The 18,091-nt window shown below is 59.4% G+C and carries 21 protein-coding genes; 8 read left to right on the plus strand and 13 right to left on the minus strand.

Annotated elements, in window-relative coordinates; genetic code table 11:
• Positions 1-5 precede the first annotated feature (5 nt).
• The 3 genes from NW812_RS06795 to speB all read right to left on the minus strand — a co-directional run bounded on the left by NW812_RS06795 (position 6) and on the right by speB (position 2,601).
• Positions 6-581: a cell division protein SepF gene (locus NW812_RS06795; protein WP_414395564.1), complete on the minus strand. Its 576-nt coding sequence runs from the start codon at positions 579-581 to the stop codon at positions 6-8.
• Positions 582-934: 353 nt separating this feature from the next.
• Positions 935-1,642, minus strand: a complete 708-nt coding sequence (locus tag NW812_RS06800) for a YggS family pyridoxal phosphate-dependent enzyme (protein WP_414395212.1) — start codon at positions 1,640-1,642, stop codon at positions 935-937.
• A 53-nt stretch (positions 1,643-1,695) separates the two neighbouring features.
• Positions 1,696-2,601 (minus strand): agmatinase, encoded by a 906-nt coding sequence (gene speB / locus NW812_RS06805; protein ID WP_414395214.1) that lies wholly within the window; start codon positions 2,599-2,601, stop codon positions 1,696-1,698.
• Between the two features lie 157 nt (positions 2,602-2,758).
• Here speB and NW812_RS06810 point away from each other — a divergent pair, with 157 nt between their 5' ends.
• Positions 2,759-3,511, plus strand: coding sequence for a DUF561 domain-containing protein (locus NW812_RS06810; protein WP_414395216.1), 753 nt, complete (start codon positions 2,759-2,761; stop codon positions 3,509-3,511).
• 72 nt (positions 3,512-3,583) lie between these two features.
• On the opposite strand, the gene NW812_RS06815 is transcribed toward NW812_RS06810, so the two are convergent.
• The 4 genes from NW812_RS06815 to NW812_RS06830 all read right to left on the minus strand — a co-directional run bounded on the left by NW812_RS06815 (position 3,584) and on the right by NW812_RS06830 (position 6,846).
• Positions 3,584-4,177, minus strand: coding sequence for a Uma2 family endonuclease (locus NW812_RS06815; RefSeq protein WP_414395218.1), 594 nt, complete (start codon positions 4,175-4,177; stop codon positions 3,584-3,586).
• A 140-nt stretch (positions 4,178-4,317) separates the two neighbouring features.
• Positions 4,318-5,070: a GvpL/GvpF family gas vesicle protein gene (locus tag NW812_RS06820; RefSeq protein ID WP_414395219.1), complete on the minus strand. Its 753-nt coding sequence runs from the start codon at positions 5,068-5,070 to the stop codon at positions 4,318-4,320.
• A complete protein-coding gene (locus NW812_RS06825; protein ID WP_414395220.1) occupies positions 5,042-6,169 on the minus strand; it encodes a sugar phosphate nucleotidyltransferase in 1,128 nt (375 codons plus the stop codon). Before NW812_RS06825 ends, NW812_RS06820 begins: the two co-directional genes overlap by 29 nt.
• Positions 6,170-6,504: 335 nt before the next feature.
• The gene (locus tag NW812_RS06830; protein WP_414395221.1) at positions 6,505-6,846 is read right to left on the minus strand and encodes a DUF3155 domain-containing protein; all 342 of its coding nucleotides are present in this window, start codon (positions 6,844-6,846) and stop codon (positions 6,505-6,507) included.
• A gap of 472 nt (positions 6,847-7,318) precedes the next feature.
• Here NW812_RS06830 and NW812_RS06835 point away from each other — a divergent pair, with 472 nt between their 5' ends.
• From NW812_RS06835 to NW812_RS06855, 5 genes are all read left to right on the plus strand, one after another.
• Positions 7,319-7,804 carry a DUF4168 domain-containing protein gene (locus tag NW812_RS06835; RefSeq protein WP_414395222.1) on the plus strand — a complete coding sequence of 162 codons (486 nt, stop codon included), beginning with the start codon at positions 7,319-7,321 and terminating at the stop codon, positions 7,802-7,804.
• Positions 7,805-7,810: 6 nt separating this feature from the next.
• Positions 7,811-7,948 (plus strand): hypothetical protein, encoded by a 138-nt coding sequence (locus tag NW812_RS06840; protein ID WP_414395224.1) that lies wholly within the window; start codon positions 7,811-7,813, stop codon positions 7,946-7,948.
• Positions 7,949-8,034: 86 nt separating this feature from the next.
• Positions 8,035-8,592, plus strand: coding sequence for a DUF2062 domain-containing protein (locus NW812_RS06845; protein ID WP_414395225.1), 558 nt, complete (start codon positions 8,035-8,037; stop codon positions 8,590-8,592).
• 182 nt (positions 8,593-8,774) lie between these two features.
• Positions 8,775-9,560, plus strand: coding sequence for a type I methionyl aminopeptidase (map, locus tag NW812_RS06850; protein ID WP_414395566.1), 786 nt, complete (start codon positions 8,775-8,777; stop codon positions 9,558-9,560).
• A gap of 7 nt (positions 9,561-9,567) precedes the next feature.
• The gene (locus NW812_RS06855) at positions 9,568-11,379 is read left to right on the plus strand and encodes a chloride channel protein (RefSeq protein ID WP_414395227.1); all 1,812 of its coding nucleotides are present in this window, start codon (positions 9,568-9,570) and stop codon (positions 11,377-11,379) included.
• Positions 11,380-11,382: 3 nt separating this feature from the next.
• Here the strand turns inward: NW812_RS06855 and NW812_RS06860 are convergent, their stop codons facing one another.
• From NW812_RS06860 to NW812_RS06875, 4 genes are read right to left on the minus strand one after another with little or no spacing between them, the layout of a single operon-like run.
• Positions 11,383-12,138: an endonuclease III domain-containing protein gene (locus tag NW812_RS06860; protein WP_414395228.1), complete on the minus strand. Its 756-nt coding sequence runs from the start codon at positions 12,136-12,138 to the stop codon at positions 11,383-11,385.
• 19 nt (positions 12,139-12,157) lie between these two features.
• Complete coding sequence (gene murG, locus NW812_RS06865; RefSeq protein WP_414395230.1) at positions 12,158-13,246, minus strand: undecaprenyldiphospho-muramoylpentapeptide beta-N-acetylglucosaminyltransferase; 1,089 nt, start codon at positions 13,244-13,246, stop codon at positions 12,158-12,160.
• A gap of 13 nt (positions 13,247-13,259) precedes the next feature.
• Positions 13,260-14,249, minus strand: a complete 990-nt coding sequence (locus tag NW812_RS06870) for a photosynthesis system II assembly factor Ycf48 (protein WP_414395231.1) — start codon at positions 14,247-14,249, stop codon at positions 13,260-13,262.
• A 4-nt stretch (positions 14,250-14,253) separates the two neighbouring features.
• Positions 14,254-14,670: a rubredoxin gene (locus NW812_RS06875; RefSeq protein WP_414395233.1), complete on the minus strand. Its 417-nt coding sequence runs from the start codon at positions 14,668-14,670 to the stop codon at positions 14,254-14,256.
• Positions 14,671-14,865: 195 nt separating this feature from the next.
• Between NW812_RS06875 and NW812_RS06880 the strand changes: the two genes are divergently transcribed.
• Both NW812_RS06880 and accC read left to right on the plus strand, forming a co-directional pair.
• A complete protein-coding gene (locus NW812_RS06880) occupies positions 14,866-15,276 on the plus strand; it encodes an FHA domain-containing protein (RefSeq protein WP_414395235.1) in 411 nt (136 codons plus the stop codon).
• A gap of 134 nt (positions 15,277-15,410) precedes the next feature.
• Entirely contained in the window at positions 15,411-16,775 is a 1,365-nt protein-coding gene (gene accC, locus NW812_RS06885; protein WP_414395237.1) for an acetyl-CoA carboxylase biotin carboxylase subunit, read from the plus strand.
• A 14-nt stretch (positions 16,776-16,789) separates the two neighbouring features.
• Here the strand turns inward: accC and dcd are convergent, their stop codons facing one another.
• The gene (dcd, locus tag NW812_RS06890) at positions 16,790-17,383 is read right to left on the minus strand and encodes a dCTP deaminase (protein WP_414395239.1); all 594 of its coding nucleotides are present in this window, start codon (positions 17,381-17,383) and stop codon (positions 16,790-16,792) included.
• A gap of 28 nt (positions 17,384-17,411) precedes the next feature.
• Positions 17,412-18,059: a cob(I)yrinic acid a,c-diamide adenosyltransferase gene (locus tag NW812_RS06895; protein ID WP_414395241.1), complete on the minus strand. Its 648-nt coding sequence runs from the start codon at positions 18,057-18,059 to the stop codon at positions 17,412-17,414.
• Positions 18,060-18,091: the final 32 nt, after the last annotated feature.

The raw sequence follows: 18,091 nt of genomic DNA on the forward strand, positions 1-18,091 counted from the left end.
CGCAGCTACTGCTGGCCTACCGCCTGCAGGTGCTCATAGCCGCTGGGCCAGAGAGGGGTAGGGCCTTGCAAAGGGCGCTGCAGCGGCTGCATAACTTGGCTACTGGGGGTGGAGATGGTGACGGTGCTGGGGGTGAATAAAAAAATATTCTCCCCAATACGCTCCTGATGGCCGTCAATGGCGTAGGTGCCGCCGGCAACAAAGTCCACCGAACGCTGCGCCTCGGCGGGATCCATCAGGCTTAAGTTCATGATCACCGTTTTGCGCTCGCGCAAGTATTGGATAACCTGGGCCATTTCATCAAAGCTGCGCGGCTCCAGCACCACTACTTCATTGGTCGGCTGGCTGACGCCAGGCAATCCAATCACCTTGCTCCCCATACCACTCCCTCCTGAGCGCTCCCGAGGAGGCTGACTGCGCCGATGGCCACGCGACTCTTCCCGATGGACAGGCCCTTCGCCAGCTTCTACTGAGCGCTGCCGCCGTCCCCGCCAGGGGTGCTCTACCTCCTCCTCACTAGAGGTGGCCGATGCAGAACGGTGTCTTTCGTAGAGAAGTTGGTAGTCGTCCTGCCCCTCCATCTCCGATTCAGAGTACTCCTCCAGGTTATCCGCGGGATCATTTAAGCCCACAAAGTCCTTTACCCTGCTCCAGATTCCACTGACATTCATCCCTTGCATCCTCACTACCTACCCTACATCTACAGCAAGCTCGGCGTTTAGACCCGCGATCTTGGGCAGAGGCCCAAGCTAGGAAACGTCCTTCAAACGTCCTTCATATTCTCAAGAGACCAAGGAGGCCTTTGGGCAAGAAGCTGCTAACGCCAGCCAAGTAACGCAGGCCTCCCCCTCTAAAGAGCCCTGCAGAGCAATCCTGGAGGGGCACAGCTTCAGAAAAATTTAATCACAACTCAAGGGCTTCATAAAGTTTGCATCTACCGACGCTCGGCATTGGCAAACAGAGCGCGTCCCAGCCGAATCAAGTTGGAGCCTGCCGCCACTGCCAGCAGGTAGTCGTCAGACATCCCCATCGAAAGGGTGCGTAGCTGCAGGCGCTCGTAGCCGCTTTGCCGAATGGACTCAGCAAGCTCAGCTAGTTTACGAAACAGTTCCAAGGCGGCCTCTGAGCTAAGGCCGAGCGGCAGAATGGTCATCAGGCCCACAATTTCCACCTGCAGCAGCTGGTTGAGCTGAGGCAGGCTCTGCAGCAGGTCGGGGACAAGCCAGCCGAATTTGTTGGGATCCGGTGCCAATTTCACTTGCAGGCAAAGCTTGGGGGTGAGGTGGAGCTCCCCCGCTTTTTGGTCAATCAGCTTGGCCAGGCGCAGGCTGTCGACGCTGTCAATCCAGGCAAATTGCTTGAGGGCTGGCTTTACTTTATTGGTCTGGAGGTGTCCAATCAGGTGCCAGACAATGTCGGTCAAATCCTGCAGCTGCGCCTGTTTGACGGCTGCCTCTTGCACCCGACTCTCGCCGAAGTGGCGGATCCCGGCTCGATAGGCGGCGCGGATGTGGTTGACGCTGTAGCCCTTGCTCACCGCCATGATCTCCACCTGCTCTGGGATCTGGGCTCGGACAGCCTGAATGCGGCTGTGGATGAGCTCCTCGTCAACTGGGGGCGGCGGCAAAGAAGGCGAGGACATGGCTGGGGGCATTAGGAAGCTGGCAACACCGAGAGTCCAGTCTTTAGGGGAGCTTAACCCAAAGCGGCGGCTAGGATCTGATAGGCCAGCTTGGCGACGGTAAAAGCGCTGCGGCGATCAGTTTCCCGCTCCCCGGTAACGGCCAGCTCCACCACGTCGGCGCCAACAATCTGCCGCTGCTGCCCCAGCGCTCGGATCAGCTCCACGGTTTCCCACCAGCTCAGCCCACCGGGCTCAGGGGTGCCGGTGGCCGGCACGACCGCGGGATCGAGGCCGTCTACATCCACCGTCAGGTAAACCTGGGCTCCCAGCGTGGCAATCACCTCTGGGATCCACTCCTGAGCTGGCTTGCTGTGCAGGCTGTGGGCAAAGAAGGTGTGCAGGCGGTACTTGCGGATGGCCTGGCGGTCTTCGGCGCAGATAGAACGGATCCCCACCTGGGTAAGGCGGCTGCCCACTTGCTCGACTACCCGAGCCATGGCCGAGGCGTGGGAGTAGCGGGATCCCTCGTAGCTATCTCTAAGGTCGCAGTGGGCGTCGATCTGCAGCACATGCAGCTCGGGGTAATGCACCAAGTGGGCGGCAATTATGGGGCCAGTGATGGAGTGCTCGCCGCCAATGGAGAGCAAAAACCGCCCTGGCCTAACCCACTCGGCAGCGCGGCGCTGAATTTCGGCCATGGCCAGCTCGTGGGTATCCAGCCCCTCGAACTCTACCGGCGGCGCCGTCCAGTAGCGGGAGATCTCTTCGCGGCAGTCGGGGCGGAGGGCCGGCTGGCAGTCCCTCACCTCGTCGTAGATCTCCACGTAGGCCGAAGCCTCTAGGAGCGCTTGGGGGCCCTTGGCGGTGCCTTTTCCGTAGGAGGTGGTGGCCTCGTAGGGGACAGGCAAGAGAATGGCGTGGGCTACCTCTGGATCCGACTCGGGCAGGCCCAGAAAAGGCAGGGGGGAGCGATACATAGCAAAAGTACAAGAAGGGATTCCTATTGTATTGAAGGGAAAGATCCCTTGTGAGATGGAGGCAAAACCCCTACACTGGTATTGCCGCGGCTAAACAGCGGCCCCTTGGCTTTCCCTCTCCATTCTGTCTCGTTGAATAAGCTGACCTGACACTTCTATGACCCCTGCCTCTCAAGCTGCTCTTTTTGACGCTCTTGCCCAGCGCCGTGCCCTCAAGATCATCAGCGGCCTGCAGAACTTTGACCTGGAGTCCGTGCTGAAAATTGCCCGTGCTGCCCAGCAGGGAGGGGCCACCTGGGTAGATATTGCTGCCAGTCCCGAGTTGGTGCAGGCGGTGCGGGCTCAAGTAGATCTGCCCATCTGCGTGTCGGCAGTGAATCCGCAGCAGTTGGCTGTTGCGGTGCAAGCAGGGGCTGACATGGCCGAAATTGGCAACTACGACAGCTTTTACCCCTCAGGCCGCGTCTTCTCCGCAGAAGAGGTTTTGGAGCTCACTCGCCAAACCCGCTCCCTCCTGCCGCGCACCCTCCTATCGGTAACCGTTCCCCACACGCTGCCTTTGGATCAGCAGGCGGAGCTGGCGGAGAAACTGGAAGACCTGGGGGCTGACTTCATCCAAACCGAGGGCAGCACCAGCGCTAAGCCGCGCCATAGCGGATCCCTGGGCCTCATTGAGAAAGCTGCCCCCACCCTAGCTGCCACCTATGAGATTAGCCGAGTAGTTTCCGTGCCGGTCATCTGCGCCTCCGGCCTCTCGACGGTAACGGTACCTCTAGCCATCGCTGCTGGGGCCTCGGCGGTGGGGGTGGGCAAAGCTGTCAGCCGCCTCCAGGACGAGGTAGCCATGGTGGCCCAGGTGCGGGCGCTCAAGGAGGCTCTGGCTGGCGCGCGGGTGCCGGCGCTGGTTTGACATTGGCTGGGAAAGTCTTTTTCTTGGGGTGGCCATCGCCACCTCTTAATTTTGGGACAATCTAAGGGCAGGCTAGAAAGGCAGCTTCTGGAAGAGCTCGGCAAGCGGCAACTGGAAGCCAGGGATCACCTCTTCCCCCTCGAGGGTATCTGCGGACTTTAGCAGGCGATCTGGCTCGTGAGCAGAGCGATAGACCAACACGTAGCGCTGAGTTGGGCTGATGACCCAGACCAAGCGGGCACCGTTCTCGAAATAGTCGGCAATTTTCCCCTCGATTTCCTCTACGGTGTTGCTAGGAGATAGCACTTCAACGGCCAGATCCGGAGCCCCTTCCAAAAAGCCAGTGGGCAGCTCGGCCATCCCTTGTAAGCGTTCCCTGGCAAAGAAGGAAATATCGGGCGATCGCAGATTTCCACTCTTCATCCTGAAAGCGGTGCTGGAATCGAACAGGGCGCCTAGCTTCTTGGCCTTGACAACTGCAAAAAGAGCTGAACTTAGAGTGATAGTAAGATTTCCATGCAGTGCCCCTGCACTTCCCATGTCTACCAGTTTTCCATTGACAACCTCATAGCGGTGCCCATCTTTAGGCAGCGCCATGAGTTCCTCATCAGCCCAAATCTTTTTTTCCTGTTGGACTTCTTTTTTGGCTTCGGTTACTGCGGCCATCGAAAGACTCCTTGGGAGTGATCACTCTGGGCAACGATGTTGAATAGCCTTCCCCAGATGCCGATATGAATCTGGCCTGAAATGGCTCCGCCCTAAGTTGCAAGCCCATGTTATCAATCCTGGGGAGGAATACAGGCCGGTCAAAGCTTGACGAAATTGTAGGGAGCAGTGAAATTGTTGTAGCGGATGCGCAGCCGTCCCTGAAAAGCTTGATCCAGCTCCTCCACTTTTTGGGCAAAAGCCGGCTCATCTTCCCAGTTAATGAGAAAAGCGCTGTTGTAGGCCATGTTCTCGGTAAGCAGCTTTCCTTCCACACAATCGCTGGCAAGCGGAGCAAGGGCAGCCGTGAAGGTGTGGGCAATATGCTGGCGTCGCTGCTCCAAAAGTTGCTCCAAAGCCCGTCCCATTTCCACGACGGCCTCCAGCCCCAGCGGAGTGCCAGCCAGCTCGTCGCGGCGGGCTTTCAGGGCGGGGTTTTCTTCTAACCCCAACTGGAGCTCTCGCTCGGGATCCCAGAAGACTTTTACCCCCACCTCCCGCTTGCCCTCTAGGCGCTGCAGCAAGGCCAAGAGCTCGGCCAGGCGTGGCTTGACCAGATCCTGCTCCACCTGATCCCAACTGCTCACTACTAGGCCAAACTGCAGTGGCAGTAGGGTGCGATGGCCCTCATTCATGACGCTTTCCAAAACGGCCTCATGAGCCAGCAGGTTGGCCCGGCTAGCCAGGTAACGCTCCTGGCAGGTTTGGGAATAGAGGAAGGCCAGGGATCCGAGCACGTGAACCCGCACCGGCTGCTTGTCCAAGCCGACTACATTCAGGTGGCGCGGGCCAGGGGCGGCAACGATCCCGTAGAGGTAGAGGGCGCTAGCGGGGTTGGGACTTGCCGTTGCCATGGCTGCGGGCATCTCCAATGAGCCAGGTAAGATTGGACTCCTCCGTGTCGATGGCATTGCCATCGGAGGAAATGCAGTAGCGGCCCATCACCATCTGGTGGCGCAGGGTTACCCCTGCAGCAATTTGGGTGTAGTTGAAGATGAGGCTGGCATCCAGCGTACACCCCTCGTTTAAGACACAGCCGTAGCCAATGGCCGTGGGGCCGATGAGCTTTACCCCGTCTGCCAGGTAGGTGCTGGCCCCGATGTAGACTGGCGGCTCGATGTGGATGCGATCCCAGTTGGCACGGATGTTGATCCCTGTCCAGACGCCGGGCCGAATCTGGATCCCCGGTACCTTGACGCCCTTGATCTCCCCGCGCAGCACCTTTTGCACAGCCAGCCAGTAATCGTGGGTACGGCCAATGTCCACCCATTGGAAGTCAGCCTTGACGCCGTAGAAGGGAGCGCCGACTTTGACCAAAGTAGGGAAGAGATCGCCGCCAATGTCGTAGGGACGGCCAGGGGGAATATAGTCAAACACCTCTGGCTCAAAAACATAGATGCCCGTGTTGATGGTGTTGCTAAGGGCCTCTTCTCGCCTTGGCTTTTCCTGGAAAGCCGTAACCCGACCCGTTTCATCAGTAACCACCACCCCATAGCTGGAGACCTGGCTGGGATCCACCTCCCGCAGCACTACCGTGGCCAGCGCCCCCTTGGACTTGTGGAAATTGACCACCTCAGTGAGGTTGAGGTCAATCAAGGCATCGCCGCAGAGCACCACGAAGGTGCTGTCGAAAAAGCCGGAGAAATCCTGGATCTTGCGCATACCGCCAGCAGATCCCAGGGGCTCGGCCACCGGCTGGCCGTTCTCAAAATGGCCCTCGAAGGAAAAGCCAATGTGTACTCCCCACTGCTGGCCATCCCGGAAGTAGTCCTCAATTTGGTGGGCGAGGTGGCTAGTGTTGATCATGATCTGGTCAAAGCCATGTTCCCGCAGCAGCTCCACCAAAAACTCCATGACAGGCTTGTGCAAAATGGGAATCATCGGCTTCGGCATCATGTAGGTAATGGGCCGTACCCGCGTTCCCTTGCCGGCTGCCAGGATCATGGCTTTCATGCCTTTGTCCCTCCTCCGGGTTCCCGTGTTCTGACTTTACCATCCCAGGATTGGCTTTTAGGTGAGAGGCGAGACTAGCCCTCTAGCTCCTATTCTCACAATGAGACGGCGCTCCAGCTCAAGGTTGTCAGCTCTGCCGAGCAGCCCCACTGTAGCCGCCCAGATCTTCAAAGTTAGTTGGGCAAAGGTCTACTGCTAGCTCAATCAAGAAAACACTTGGCTGCCCTGCCGCAAAAAAGGTTAACGCTGCAGAACCTTGAGACCTTGCCAGGCCAGGAACAGAAGGGATCTGAAAAACAAACCCCCCAAAAGGGGGATCTCAGCTTCTAGAGAGGCTACTGAGGGGCAGCGGCTAGAGCTTTAGAAGACTTCCTCTCTGGTTTCTCCGCTGCAACTTTTGCTAAGAGAGAACGCAAGCTGGGAAAAAGAAAGTGATTTTCTTCAACGTACTGGGCACCAAATAGTCCTTTCTCTGCCCAAAAGAAGCGGTCAATGGTATGTTCATTTCGTCGAACCAAGATAAGTGCTGGCGGCTGAATAGAGTTTTCCTGAATGTACCTTCGAGCCGCAGTAACAGACTTTTCTTCACCACTGTCTAGCTTATATTGAGGAACAAGATCTAAAATTTTGCGCCCTTCCAAGCGGCGGCGGCTCTTACGCTTTCTTTTCCTGACCAATGTAAGCCTCCCCCAGAAGGATTACGAAACAGTCGCAAAGAATATATCAAGATTGCTTAAGAAAATCAATAGTCCTCGCCGTTTTTTGTCGTCATCTTTTGCAGAGGCAAAAAGCTTGCACTAAGAAGTCCTGTACAGCAACCTACCTCCATTACTGCCCAAGAGCCCTAAAATGCAAAGAACAACCCCAGCAGAGCAAATAGCCAAGCCCCACTATGGGCAACTCCCCAGCTTAGAAGGGGAGCAGCTGACTGTAGACCGGCAAACCTAGCTTCGCCGAAAGGAGTAATCCTTGGCGGACTTCCTCACGATTCTACAACCAATCCCCTACTTTATACAAGATACTAGTCCAGGTCTCCTGCCTTGCGCTAAACCCTTAGTGCAGAGACCAAACCTCCTGCTACCCTGTTTCCAGGCAGGACTGTGCCAGTAGGGTTTCGGGCTGTCTTCGGTCTACTAAGGAATTTTGGCCATGAGGAAATTGACGTTTCTAGTGGGTTTGGGACTCGGCTTTGGTGCTCTGACCGTTTGGGCCCAGGGATCCAAAGGCTCTACCCCGATCCCCAGTCCTACTGCAACAGCTACCCCGGCTAGAGGAGCGGCTCCCAGCCCGCAGGTTTCTCCCTCTTTGACTGCAGCTCAGGTCACCGACGCGCAGGTGGAGCAGTTGGCGCGCATTTTGTTGGAGCTGGATCCTCTAATTCGCGAAGCTAGCGCCCAGCTGCGAGAAACCCAAAGCGAAGCTGAGTATGAGAAGATTATGCAGCGTACTGAGGCCCAGGCCAGCCGCATTGTCGAGAAGCAGGGGCTGACGGTGGCCAAATACCGTGAGCTGATGACCTTGGCCAACGAGGATCCCACCCTAAATCAGCGAGTGCGGGTGCGCCTGCAAGAGCTCCTCCAACAAAAAAGATCCTCAGCTTCCCCCCAAGCAGCTACACCAACCCCTACACCTTAAGCTGACATGACCCCTCCGCCTGAAAAGCCTAACTTGGGATCCCTGCGAGCTGCGTTGAACCTTGCCCTGTTTTTCTTTTTGTTGGTGCTGGTTTCCTACTTAAGCCTTAACTTCCTCCTGGCTTTGGCAAGCAAGCTCAGCTAGCAGACTCTCCAAGAGCCTTTTGTCTTGGGCACTGGGAAAGATACACTGGATTTGCAAGGCTTAACACCTTTTCTCAGTGACTGTCCATGAGCCCCCCTTTTTGGTTTGCCAGTTCAGGGGGATCCGCCATGCCCTATCTGGAATCTCCCCCTAGGCTGACTTTGCCCCGCCAAGAGGCGGGCTGGAGGCGCTGGTTGCGCTACCTGTATTTGCGCCTGCTGCGGATGCAATCTTCTCCCGAAGAAATTGCCCGGGGCCTGGCGGCAGGGGTCTTTGCCGGTTGTTTTCCCATCTTCGGCTTCCAAACCCTAGCTGCCCTGCTGCTGGCAGTTCCCCTGCGGGGCAACAAGCTGGTAGCAGCTGCAGGAACCTGGGTGAGCAACCCTCTTACCTATGTGCCCATCTATGCGTTTAACTACCGGGTTGGGCAATGGCTACTGGGATCCACGACGGCCTTTGCCCCTGCGGAACTGGCGGCACCCCAAAACTGGATGCAGTGGGGCCTGGAGGTGTCGGGCACGCTTTTTGTTGGCTGCGCCTTTGTTGGGTTTTGGGGAGCTTTGGCCAGCTATTTTCTTGGGCTGTGGCTGGTACGCCGGATCCGCCAGCGGCGGAGAATAAGCCGATGGGGGCAGAGTCTGTGAGGGGCTAGAAGGCGGCCAATGCTAAGTCAGGCAGAGATCCCTGCCTGTCCCAGCCTAGGAATTGAGGGAGTGTTAGAGAAGGGAAGGGTTTGACGATGGAAGATATGCGGTCGCTGTTAACCAACCTGGGCCGCCGCTCTCAGCGCTGGAGGCAACAGTTGGGATCTGCCCTCCAGACAGGCATGAGCCAGCTTGCCCAAGCTGCACAGCCAATTGTATTGCTCTCGCCGCGGGAGCTGGAGAAGATGCGGCGGGCCTGCCGCCTGGCGGCGGATTTGCTCAAGCACCTGGAGCCGATGGTGCAGCCGGGAGTAACCACGCAAGAGCTCAACGACGAGGCCGAGCGCTGGACGCGGGCCCAGGGTGCTAGAAGCGCCCCACTGGGCTACCACGGCTTTCCCAAGTCCATCTGCACCAGTGTCAACCACGTTGTCTGCCACGGCATTCCTAGCCCCAAGCAAATCCTGCGCGAAGGGGACATTATTAATATCGATGTCACTCCCGTTTTGGATGGCTACCACGGCGATGCCTCCAAAACCTTCTTTGTGGGCAAGCCCTCCGAGCGAGCCCGGCGCCTGGTGGAGGTGGCCGAAGAATGCCTGCGGCGGGGCATTGCTGCGGTAAGACCCGGGGGCCGCGTGGGGGACATTGGAGCAGCCATCCAGGAGTACGCCGAGTCCCAGGGCTACAGCGTGGTGCGGGACTTTGTCGGCCACGGGGTGGGACGGCAGTTCCACACCGCCCCCCAGATCCCTCACTACGGCGAGCGAGGAAAGGGGGAAAAGCTCCGCCCGGGCATGGTGTTTACCATTGAGCCAATGATCAACGAGGGCACTTGGGAGGTGAGGGTGCTCTCCGACGGGTGGACAGTGGTGACGGCAGACGGCAAGCTTTCTGCCCAGTTTGAGCATACTGTTGCTGTCACTGAAACCGGCGTGGAGATCCTGACGTTGCCTTCCTCCAGTTAGGCTCCCTATGAGTGCGGATCCCCGCCTGCGCCTCTCCTCTGAGAATCTGGTGCTGCTGTTGGCAGCAGCCGTCGGCCTGGGCACGGGCCTAGGGGTGGTTGGGTTTCGCTATTTGATTGGCTGGTGTCGCCATCTCTTCCAAGAGCTTCTGCTCGGCAACCTTGCCAAGGCTGTCCAACCCTATGGCCTGGAGCAGTTGGGATTCTGGGTCCCGGCTTTGGCACCGCTCTTGGGAGGCCTCTTGATTGGCGTGCTGAAGGTGGCTCTGCCTCTTCCCAACTTCAGCCTCTCCAGCTTGGTAAGTCCTAGCCGAGCCTTCCTCCCTCGGCCAAGCTGGATCCCTCTTAAGCTGGTGGCCGCTGCCATCTCCTTGGGGGCGGGAGCCTCTCTGGGTCCGGAGGCTCCTAGTGTGGAAAGCGGCGCCCTGCTGGGATCCCTGGTAGGGCAGAACCTCCGTCTTGCGCGGGAGCGGGTGCAGCTATTGATGGCTGCCGGGGCGGCAGCGGGCTTGGCGGCGGGGTTTAACGCACCGATTGCAGGGGTGTTCTTGGCTTTGGAGCTGGCCCTGGCCCGCTCTTTTACCACCTCCGCGGTCAGCGTGGTGGTCCTGGCGGCTGTGGTCTCCGCTCTAATTGCTCAAGTGGGGCTAGGGGCGCAGCCGGCCTTCCTGCTGCCAACCATTACGCAGCCGGCTTTTGTCTTGCCTGCCTACGAGCTTCACAGTCTGCTGGAGGTGCCGCTTTATTTGGGCTTGGGCTTTTTGGCCAGCTTGGTCTCCCTGGCCTTTAGCTATGCCCTGGAGGGGGGCAAGCAGCTATTTAGCCGCATGGCGGCCTGGCCAACCTGGAGCAAGCCTATTCTGGGCGGTGCCATCCTCGGCGGTGTTGGCCTCTGGATCCCGTTAGCGCTGGGGGTGGGCTACGAGACCATTGAGTCGATCTTGCAAGGAGTGCCCTTTTCCCTTGGCCAGTTGGGCTTGCTGTTGTTGGGCAAGGTATTCCTCAGCGCGGTGAGCTTGGGCAGCGGCTTTGTCGGGGGCACCTTTGCCCCGGCTCTGTTCCTGGGGGCGGTGTTGGGAGCAGGCTATGGCCAGGTGATGGGAAGGGTTTTGCCTGCTTTTGCCCTCTCTCCCCCTGCCGCCTACGCCATGGTGGGCATGGGGGCGGTACTAGCAGCCAGCGTGCGGGCTCCCCTGACGGCAATTCTGCTGCTGTTTGAGATGACGCGGGACTACCACATTGCCCTGCCGGTGATGGCGGCGGTGGGCTTGAGCATTTGGCTAACGGAGCATTTGCACCCGCCAGTTGTTTACCCTTCCGCCCGCCGCAGGCAGGAGCCCAAGGGCCTAACAGTTCAAGAGGTCATGGTGCCTCCTTCTCTGCTGCTGCAACAGGATACGCCTCTGCGAGAGGCCCTGGAGCGTTTGCTGCAGCAAAAGTGCCACAGCGCTTTGGTGGTGGACAGGCAAGATCGGCTGCGGGGCATCCTCACCCTGGAAGACCTCGAGCGGGCCTTAGCCCATAGGGGAGCCGGGGAAGTGGCCGAACTGACGGTAGAGCAGGTCAGCCAGTCGCCTGTGCTCACCACTTTCCCCGACGAGGCGGTGGTGGTGGCTGCCGAGCCGATGTACGAGTACGATCTGCGCCAGTTGCCGGTAGTCTCGCGGGAGGATCCGGAGCATGTGGTTGGCCTCCTGGATCGGGAGCGGGTGTTGCTCTCCCAAGAGATTGAATCTGTGCGGCAAGTCCTCGATCCGGAAGTTCCTGCCTCAGAGGGGAGCGAAAACGGGATCCCTTCTTCCCCTAGGCCGGCAGAGTAGGGATCAGCGCTGCCGCAGCAGGGCGGAGGGGCATTCGTGGTGCAGGGAGCAGCGACCGCAGTCGGGCAGGCGCGCCTTACAGAGGCGTTTGCCCAGCCGGATGAGGTTGACGTGTAGGGAATAAGCCTTGCCTGTCGGGATCCGCGGCAACAGTTGGGCAAAGGTGTCGTCGGGATGTCTGGTTCGCACCAAGCCAAGACGGTTGGCCACCCGATGCACATGGGTATCCACCGGGCAGAGATCTCGGCCCAGGCCAAACAACAGCACACAGGCGGCTGTCTTCAGTCCCACCCCCTTCAGGGAGAGGAGATAGGCCAGAGCGTCTGCGTCGTCGAGATCCCGCAAAAAGTCGAGGCTCAGGGATCCCTGGCGCTGGACAATGGCAGCCAGAATCTCCCGAATGCGGGCTGCTTTGAGTTGGGCCAGGCCGCCAGGACGGATCACCTGGGCCACCTCGGCCGGGTCGGCAGCCAAGACAGCTTCCCAGGAGGGAAAAGGGGCTTTGAGGGCGCGAAAGGCGCGGCTGCTGTTGTGGTCGGTGGTGTTTTGGGAGAGGATTGTGCCCACCAATTCGTCCAAGAGGTCGGGATAGAGAGGCAGGCCGTCGGGGCTGCAAGGACGTTGGGGGACGCCAAAGCACTGTTCCAGGCGCGCCAACAGCAATTCCACCGCGATGGTGTTGGGAGGACGAGGCTCCAGCCGGGCCGAGGTGTCGACGGCTGCGGCAAAAGGGTCCCGATCCCATCTCGGCTGTACCACGGCTGGCCTCCTGGGGAAGTTAACGGGCGGAAGCTCGGCAGATCTCCTGAAGCAGGCCGGCAACTGCCTTGCTGGCAGGGGGAGGAGCTGTCGCCTTCAAGTTAGCGGCCATTTGGGCAACCACCTGGGGCTGATCCAGCCAGCTTAGCGCCGTTTGCCGCAGCAAGTCCAAATTCTCTTCAGACTCTCGCAGGACCACTCCCCCACCTCGCTCCACAAAAGCCAGGGCGTTGTGATACTGATGGTCTTCGGCGGCAAACGGATAGGGGATCAAGATGGCGGGGGTGGCGGTGGCCCACAACTCTGCCAGGCTGAGGGCGCCAGCTCGGCTGATGGCAAAAGTTGCCCGCTGCAGCAGAGCGGCCACATCGGTGCGGAAAGGAAAAGCGCGGTAGCGGGGGTGGGAAGGGATCCCGACCTCACTGCCGCCGGTCAAATGCACAATCCAGGCCCCTGCCTCCAACCAGGCTGGGGCACAGGCGGCCACCAGGCGGTTCAGGCCCTGCGCTCCCTGGCTCCCCCCCATCACCACAATCAAAGGATCCCCCTCTGGAATGGGCAGATCTGCAGGCAAGGGCTGAGGCTGATAGAACTCTGGCCGCACCGGCGTGCCCACCACCCAGGTAGCTACTCCTGGCAAATGCTCCGCTGCTTCCGCCAGGCCCAAGGCTACCACCTGGCAAAGCCTTCCCAGCCAGCGGGTTACTTTGCCTGGGATACGGTTGGACTCGTGCAGCAGCACCGGCACCCCCAGCGAGCGAGCTGCCAAGATGGCCGGGGCAGCGATGTAGCCACCGGTGGTCAACACAGCGTCAAACCGTCCCTCCCGGAGGATCTGCTGCACCTGCCGCGTTGCTCGGGCCAACTGGATTAGGGATCCCAGCTTTTGCAAAGGGGATCCCTGCCAGCCCGACATGGTGACCCGATGCAGCGGGTAGCACTCTGGCACCAGTTTCTCCTCCAGCCGCTGCGGCACTCCCAGCCATTCGATCTGCCAGGTGGGCAACTGCTCAGCAACAGCTAGGGCTGGAAAGATGTGACCTCCGGTGCCACTGGCTGCCACCAGCAGCCGCGGTGGGGAAGCGGGATCCCTGCTGGTTCTCTTCACCCTTGCCCTGGGATCAGGAGCTGCCGTAGCCGACGTAGCGCAGAAGCGTGCCTCGCTGCCCCAGGATAAACCCTCGGTCGGGGCCGAAAAACTCGATGCTGTAGAAATTGGCGGGAATGCTGCTCAACTTTTTGGCCTCCTCCCAGGTTTTGCCACCATCAGGGCTGTGGATCAGCGTGCCGCCGCCCCCCACCACCCAGAGGTCGTGGTCGTTTTGGTAGGCTGCATCGAGATAGCCAAAGCTAAGGGCTCGCCCAGGTCGCAGAGGCTTAGACCATTTGCCAGAGGTAAAGTCGTCGGTAAAGGCAATCTCTGCCCCCTGATTCAGTTTCCAGGCACTGCCGTTGGGGCCAAAGCCCATGTTCTGGATGCGGCGAGAGCTCTCCCGCAGATAGGGCTTCCAAGCTTGGGTTGCAGGCGTGTACAAAAAGTAGAAGCTGCCGCGCGAGGAAACGGCTAGGTACTCCCCTCCAGGACCGCGGGCAATGTTTTTGATTGCCCCAATCGGCTCTTCCACCTGGGCGTGCCAGGTCTGCCCCCCATCTTCTGTGCGGTAGATGGCTCCCACATTGGTTACCATTTCGGCAGCGCCAGGGCCGAGGGCGTGGATCAAGAGGGGCTCTCCTGGCAGTTGCTTGCTAAGGCGAATCAACGTCCAGTCCGCTCCCTCATTCAAGGTGTGCAGCAGGATCTTCGGCTGCCCCACTACCCACCCTTCTGCCCCGGCAAAGCTAATCGATCTCAAGTAAGCCTCGGGCTCTAGAGCCGACAACTGGCGCACTTGCCAGTGCAGACCGCCATCTTGAGACTCCAGCAGGGTCGCCTTGTCGCCCACCAGCCAGCCATGAGAAGGGTTAGTGCCGGTGAAGGCAATATCCAGCAGGATGTTCTGCGTGGGCACCTCCACCTGTTCCCAGGGCACCACCTTCATCTCTGGCATTCCCGCTGCCATCAGCAGGAGCGAGAAGGCAGCCAACAGCACTAGCCTCAGGAGCTTCACCATTCTGTTACTCGACGAAATAAAAACTCATCAAAAACAGAAACCCCAGCGCCAACCCCAGGAAGATGAGGAGGTTTTTTTGCGCAGGGGTCATCACGTTAACCCCAAAACCGTAGCGCAGGTTTTCCTGAAAGCCGGAAGGCTTGCCCTTGGCGCCCACCGCTTGGAACAGGCGCTTATCGGCTCGGCACACCGGACATCTCCAGGTAGGGGGCAGCTCCTCAAAGGGCACGCCTGCCGGGATGCGATTGAGCTGATCCCCCTGGGTTGGCTCGTAGACATAGCCACAAGCGCGGCATTCGTACCGCTGCAGGCTCTGGGGATCGCCAAGCTGAGCCTCGGTTTCATCCTCCGGCAGCTCGATGAGCTTGGGTGCCTTGGTGGCTTTGGACGGGTCGACAAGAGGCGAGTGGGCACCATTCATGGAGCGATTGAGGAAGGGTCTGCGTTGCTCGATCCTATTATGAGAGGATCTGTTACAAAAATCTACTTGCTTTCTCCGCAATGCTTTTGTACACGTCTAGCCCGCTTGGGAGCTGGCGTTGCCCCCCAACCGGTCAGGGGATCCTAGCCGGGGATCCCGTGCTACGTTTCGTGTTATGCCAGTGGTTGTTCCCCCATGACTCCGTCCCCTCGTCAACTTACTCTTAATCACCTGCTCATCGTCAAAGATCGCCAAGGGCCTAAGGCTTACTGGCTGACAGCTGAGCTCTATTCCCTGGGGCGGGATCCAAGCAACAGCATTCGCATCGACTCCCAGTACGTCTCCCGCCACCACGCCCTTTTGGTGAAGACTGAATCTCCCACCTCTCCCGACGGGTTTACCTACCAAATCATCGATGGAGACATCCACGGCAACCCCAGCACCAACGGCCTCTACGTTCGGGGGGAGCGGGTAGAGTTTCGAGAGCTCGAAGATGGAGACGAAATCCAGTTGGGCAGCGACGCCACCGCCACCTATTTGCGGCAGGCTTGCGATCTGGACAGGATTCTCTCCACCTTTGAAAATACCCAGATCGTCGGCCTGTGAGATGGAACGCCTGGCAGGGCAGCAACCTCCCAATGGGTAAGTAGGGGGGCGCAAGAACCTCTTGCCCGGCGTCGTTCTGGGGTACGTTAGCATCGTGGTATCCGTCGGCTTGAGGCTGCTGGCTTTCAGGGTTTATGCCGCCCATCACCAAGATCCTGATTGCCAACCGGGGCGAGATTGCTCTGCGCATTATCCGCACCTGTCAGGAAATGGGGATCCGCACAGTGGCTGTCTACTCCACTGCGGATCAGAACTCGCTCCATGTCCAACTGGCGGATGAGGCAGTCTGTGTCGGGGAAGCCCCTGTGGCCAAAAGTTACCTCAACATCCCCAACATCATCTCGGCAGCCCTTACCCGCGGGGCCAATGCCATTCACCCGGGCTACGGCTTCTTGGCGGAGAATGCCAAGTTTGCCGAGATGTGTGCCGACCACAACCTAATTTTCATTGGCCCTTCTCCCGAGGCCATGCGCAAGATGGGTGACAAGGCTACCGCGCGGGAGACCATGCAAGCGGTGGGGGTGCCGACTGTGCCGGGCAGCCGCGGGTTGATCACCTCTGAAGAGGAGGCGCTGCGGCTAGCTGAGAAAATCGGCTACCCCGTGATCCTCAAAGCCACGGCCGGCGGTGGGGGGCGGGGTATGCGGGTGGCCCGAGATCCCCAAGAATTGCGGAAGATGATGCGCACCGCCCAGGGGGAGGCGCAGGCTGCCTTTGGCAATGGGGGCATCTATTTGGAGAAATACCTCGAGCGCCCCCGCCACGTGGAGTTTCAGATTTTGGCTGACAGCCATGGCAATGTGGTGCACCTCTACGAACGGGATTGTTCTATCCAGCGGCGGCACCAAAAGCTGTTGGAAGAGGCCCCTAGCCCTGCTCTAACCCCGAGCTTGCGTGCTCGCATGGGGGCGGCGGCTGTGAAAGCAGCCAAGGCGGTGAACTACGTGGGGGCGGGCACAGTGGAGTTTTTGCTGGACAAAAACGGCCAGTTCTACTTCATCGAGATGAACACCCGCATCCAGGTAGAGCACCCCGTAACCGAGATGGTGACGGGACTAGATCTCATTGCCGAGCAAATTCGCATTGCCCAAGGTCAGCCCCTCACCTTTCGCCAGAAGGATGTGCAACTGCGAGGCCATGCCATTGAGTGCCGCATCAATGCCGAGGATCCCAAGCAACAGTTTCGCCCTTGCACGGGCACCATCACTGCCTACTTGCCCCCCGGTGGGCCAGGGGTGCGCATGGACTCCCACATCTACACCGACTACACCATTCCCCCTTACTACGACTCGCTATTGGGCAAGTTGATTGTCTGGGGGCCCAACCGGTCAGCGGCCATCCGCCGCATGCAGCGGGCTTTGGGAGAGTGCGCCATCACGGGCGTGCCCACCACGATCCCTTTTCACCAGCAGATCCTGCGCCACGAGGCTTTTTTGCGGGGTGAGGTGCATACGGATTTCATTGCCCAACACCTGCTAGGCAGCCAGTCTGAACGATAAACTGGGGCAGATAGCTAAACCCTAGCCACCACCACCCGCTGCGGCTGATCCTGGTACTTGCCTTGACGGTCGGCATAGGTAATTTGACAGGGATCCCCCTCAAAAAACAGCAGCTGCACCACTCCTTCGTTGGCATACACCCGGCAGTCAGCGCTAGAGGCGTTGGAAAACTCTAGCGTCAGGTAGCCGCGCCACCCCGCTTCCGCTGGAGTCAGGTTGGCAATTAGCCCCACCCGGGCGTAGGAAGACTTGCCGATGCAGAGGACAGTGATGTTGTCGGGCACCTGCAGCCGCTCGAGGGACACCCCCAGCCCGTAGGAATGGGCAGGGATGATGAAGTAGTCCCCCATCTCGTCGTGGTGAAGCTCCACCGGTTCGAGGTTCTTGGGGTTAAACCGCTTGGGATCTACCACAGTACCAGGCACATGGCGAAAGATCTTAAACTCCACGGGGGAAAGACGAATGTCGTAGCCATAGGAGGAAAGCCCATAGCTCAAAACAGGCCGCATTTGTCCATTCCACTCCACGGCCCGCACCAATTCGGGGCAAAACGGCTCGATCATCCCCCGCTGCGCTTGCTCACGGATCCAGCGGTCGCTCTTTAGCATGGCTAGATGACGGCAAGACCAGAAGGTACTAGGGACTACTGACTCGCGAGGGATCCCGGCGCCTGCCCAGAGCCCGCGAGGACTCCTGCCGGGGGCGTAGCTGGGTGATGAGATCAGCGCGTTCTAGAAGGGAAGCCGGCATTTCGGGCCCGGTGATGATCATATCCATCCAGACTGGCCGCTGATCGACCAAATCCAGCACCTGTTCTTCCGGGATCAAGCCCAGCTTGATGGCCAAGCTCAGCTCATCCAGCACCACCAAGCCATACCGGCCACTCCTAACGGCCTCCTGGGTAAATTGCCACAACTCGTCTAGAGCTACGCGCTCCTCTGGCTCCAGATGCGGCGTATCAATGCAGCGGTGTAGACGGCAGCGAACCCACTCCAGGGAACTGCCCAGCAAAACCCGGTTCTCCGGCCCTTGCTTAATCCCGCCTTTGAGGAATTGCACAATCAACACCCGCGTTCCCTGACCAGCCAAGCGCAGGGCCTGGACCATCACAGGAGTGAACATGCCCCGGCCGGGCTGGGTGTAGAGCTGCAGCGATCCCTGGGGGATGAGGTGGGCGGGAAAGGCTCCATACCCTTGGAGAAAAGACTCGCCCCCAGTAGAGCTGGCTTGGGCGGCAGGCTGTTTGACGGGGGCAACAGAAACAGCGTCCTTGGGGGAAGGCATAGGGCTAAGGGAGGCAGTGCGAACCACCGTTT

The sequence above is a fragment of the Synechococcus sp. O70.2 genome (genome assembly GCF_047462135.1).
Lineage (GTDB): Bacteria > Cyanobacteriota > Cyanobacteriia > Thermostichales > Thermostichaceae > Thermostichus.

Coding starts and splice junctions, on each gene's coding strand:
- NW812_RS06825 (WP_414395220.1), bottom strand. CDS start 6,169: ATGAAAGCCATGATCCTGGCAGCCGGCAAGGGAACGCGGGTACGGCCC.
- NW812_RS06845 (WP_414395225.1), top strand. CDS start 8,035: ATGAGCCCCCCTTTTTGGTTTGCCAGTTCAGGGGGATCCGCCATGCCC.
- NW812_RS06800 (WP_414395212.1), bottom strand. CDS start 1,642: ATGTCCTCGCCTTCTTTGCCGCCGCCCCCAGTTGACGAGGAGCTCATC.
- NW812_RS06895 (WP_414395241.1), bottom strand. CDS start 18,059: ATGCCTTCCCCCAAGGACGCTGTTTCTGTTGCCCCCGTCAAACAGCCT.
- NW812_RS06815 (WP_414395218.1), bottom strand. CDS start 4,177: ATGGCCGCAGTAACCGAAGCCAAAAAAGAAGTCCAACAGGAAAAAAAG.
- NW812_RS06855 (WP_414395227.1), top strand. CDS start 9,568: ATGAGTGCGGATCCCCGCCTGCGCCTCTCCTCTGAGAATCTGGTGCTG.
- NW812_RS06880 (WP_414395235.1), top strand. CDS start 14,866: ATGACTCCGTCCCCTCGTCAACTTACTCTTAATCACCTGCTCATCGTC.
- NW812_RS06820 (WP_414395219.1), bottom strand. CDS start 5,070: ATGGCAACGGCAAGTCCCAACCCCGCTAGCGCCCTCTACCTCTACGGG.
- NW812_RS06870 (WP_414395231.1), bottom strand. CDS start 14,249: ATGGTGAAGCTCCTGAGGCTAGTGCTGTTGGCTGCCTTCTCGCTCCTG.
- NW812_RS06875 (WP_414395233.1), bottom strand. CDS start 14,670: ATGAATGGTGCCCACTCGCCTCTTGTCGACCCGTCCAAAGCCACCAAG.
- map (WP_414395566.1), top strand. CDS start 8,775: ATGAGCCAGCTTGCCCAAGCTGCACAGCCAATTGTATTGCTCTCGCCG.
- speB (WP_414395214.1), bottom strand. CDS start 2,601: ATGTATCGCTCCCCCCTGCCTTTTCTGGGCCTGCCCGAGTCGGATCCA.
- NW812_RS06835 (WP_414395222.1), top strand. CDS start 7,319: ATGAGGAAATTGACGTTTCTAGTGGGTTTGGGACTCGGCTTTGGTGCT.
- accC (WP_414395237.1), top strand. CDS start 15,411: ATGCCGCCCATCACCAAGATCCTGATTGCCAACCGGGGCGAGATTGCT.
- NW812_RS06810 (WP_414395216.1), top strand. CDS start 2,759: ATGACCCCTGCCTCTCAAGCTGCTCTTTTTGACGCTCTTGCCCAGCGC.
- NW812_RS06840 (WP_414395224.1), top strand. CDS start 7,811: ATGACCCCTCCGCCTGAAAAGCCTAACTTGGGATCCCTGCGAGCTGCG.
- NW812_RS06795 (WP_414395564.1), bottom strand. CDS start 581: ATGGAGGGGCAGGACGACTACCAACTTCTCTACGAAAGACACCGTTCT.
- dcd (WP_414395239.1), bottom strand. CDS start 17,383: ATGCTAAAGAGCGACCGCTGGATCCGTGAGCAAGCGCAGCGGGGGATG.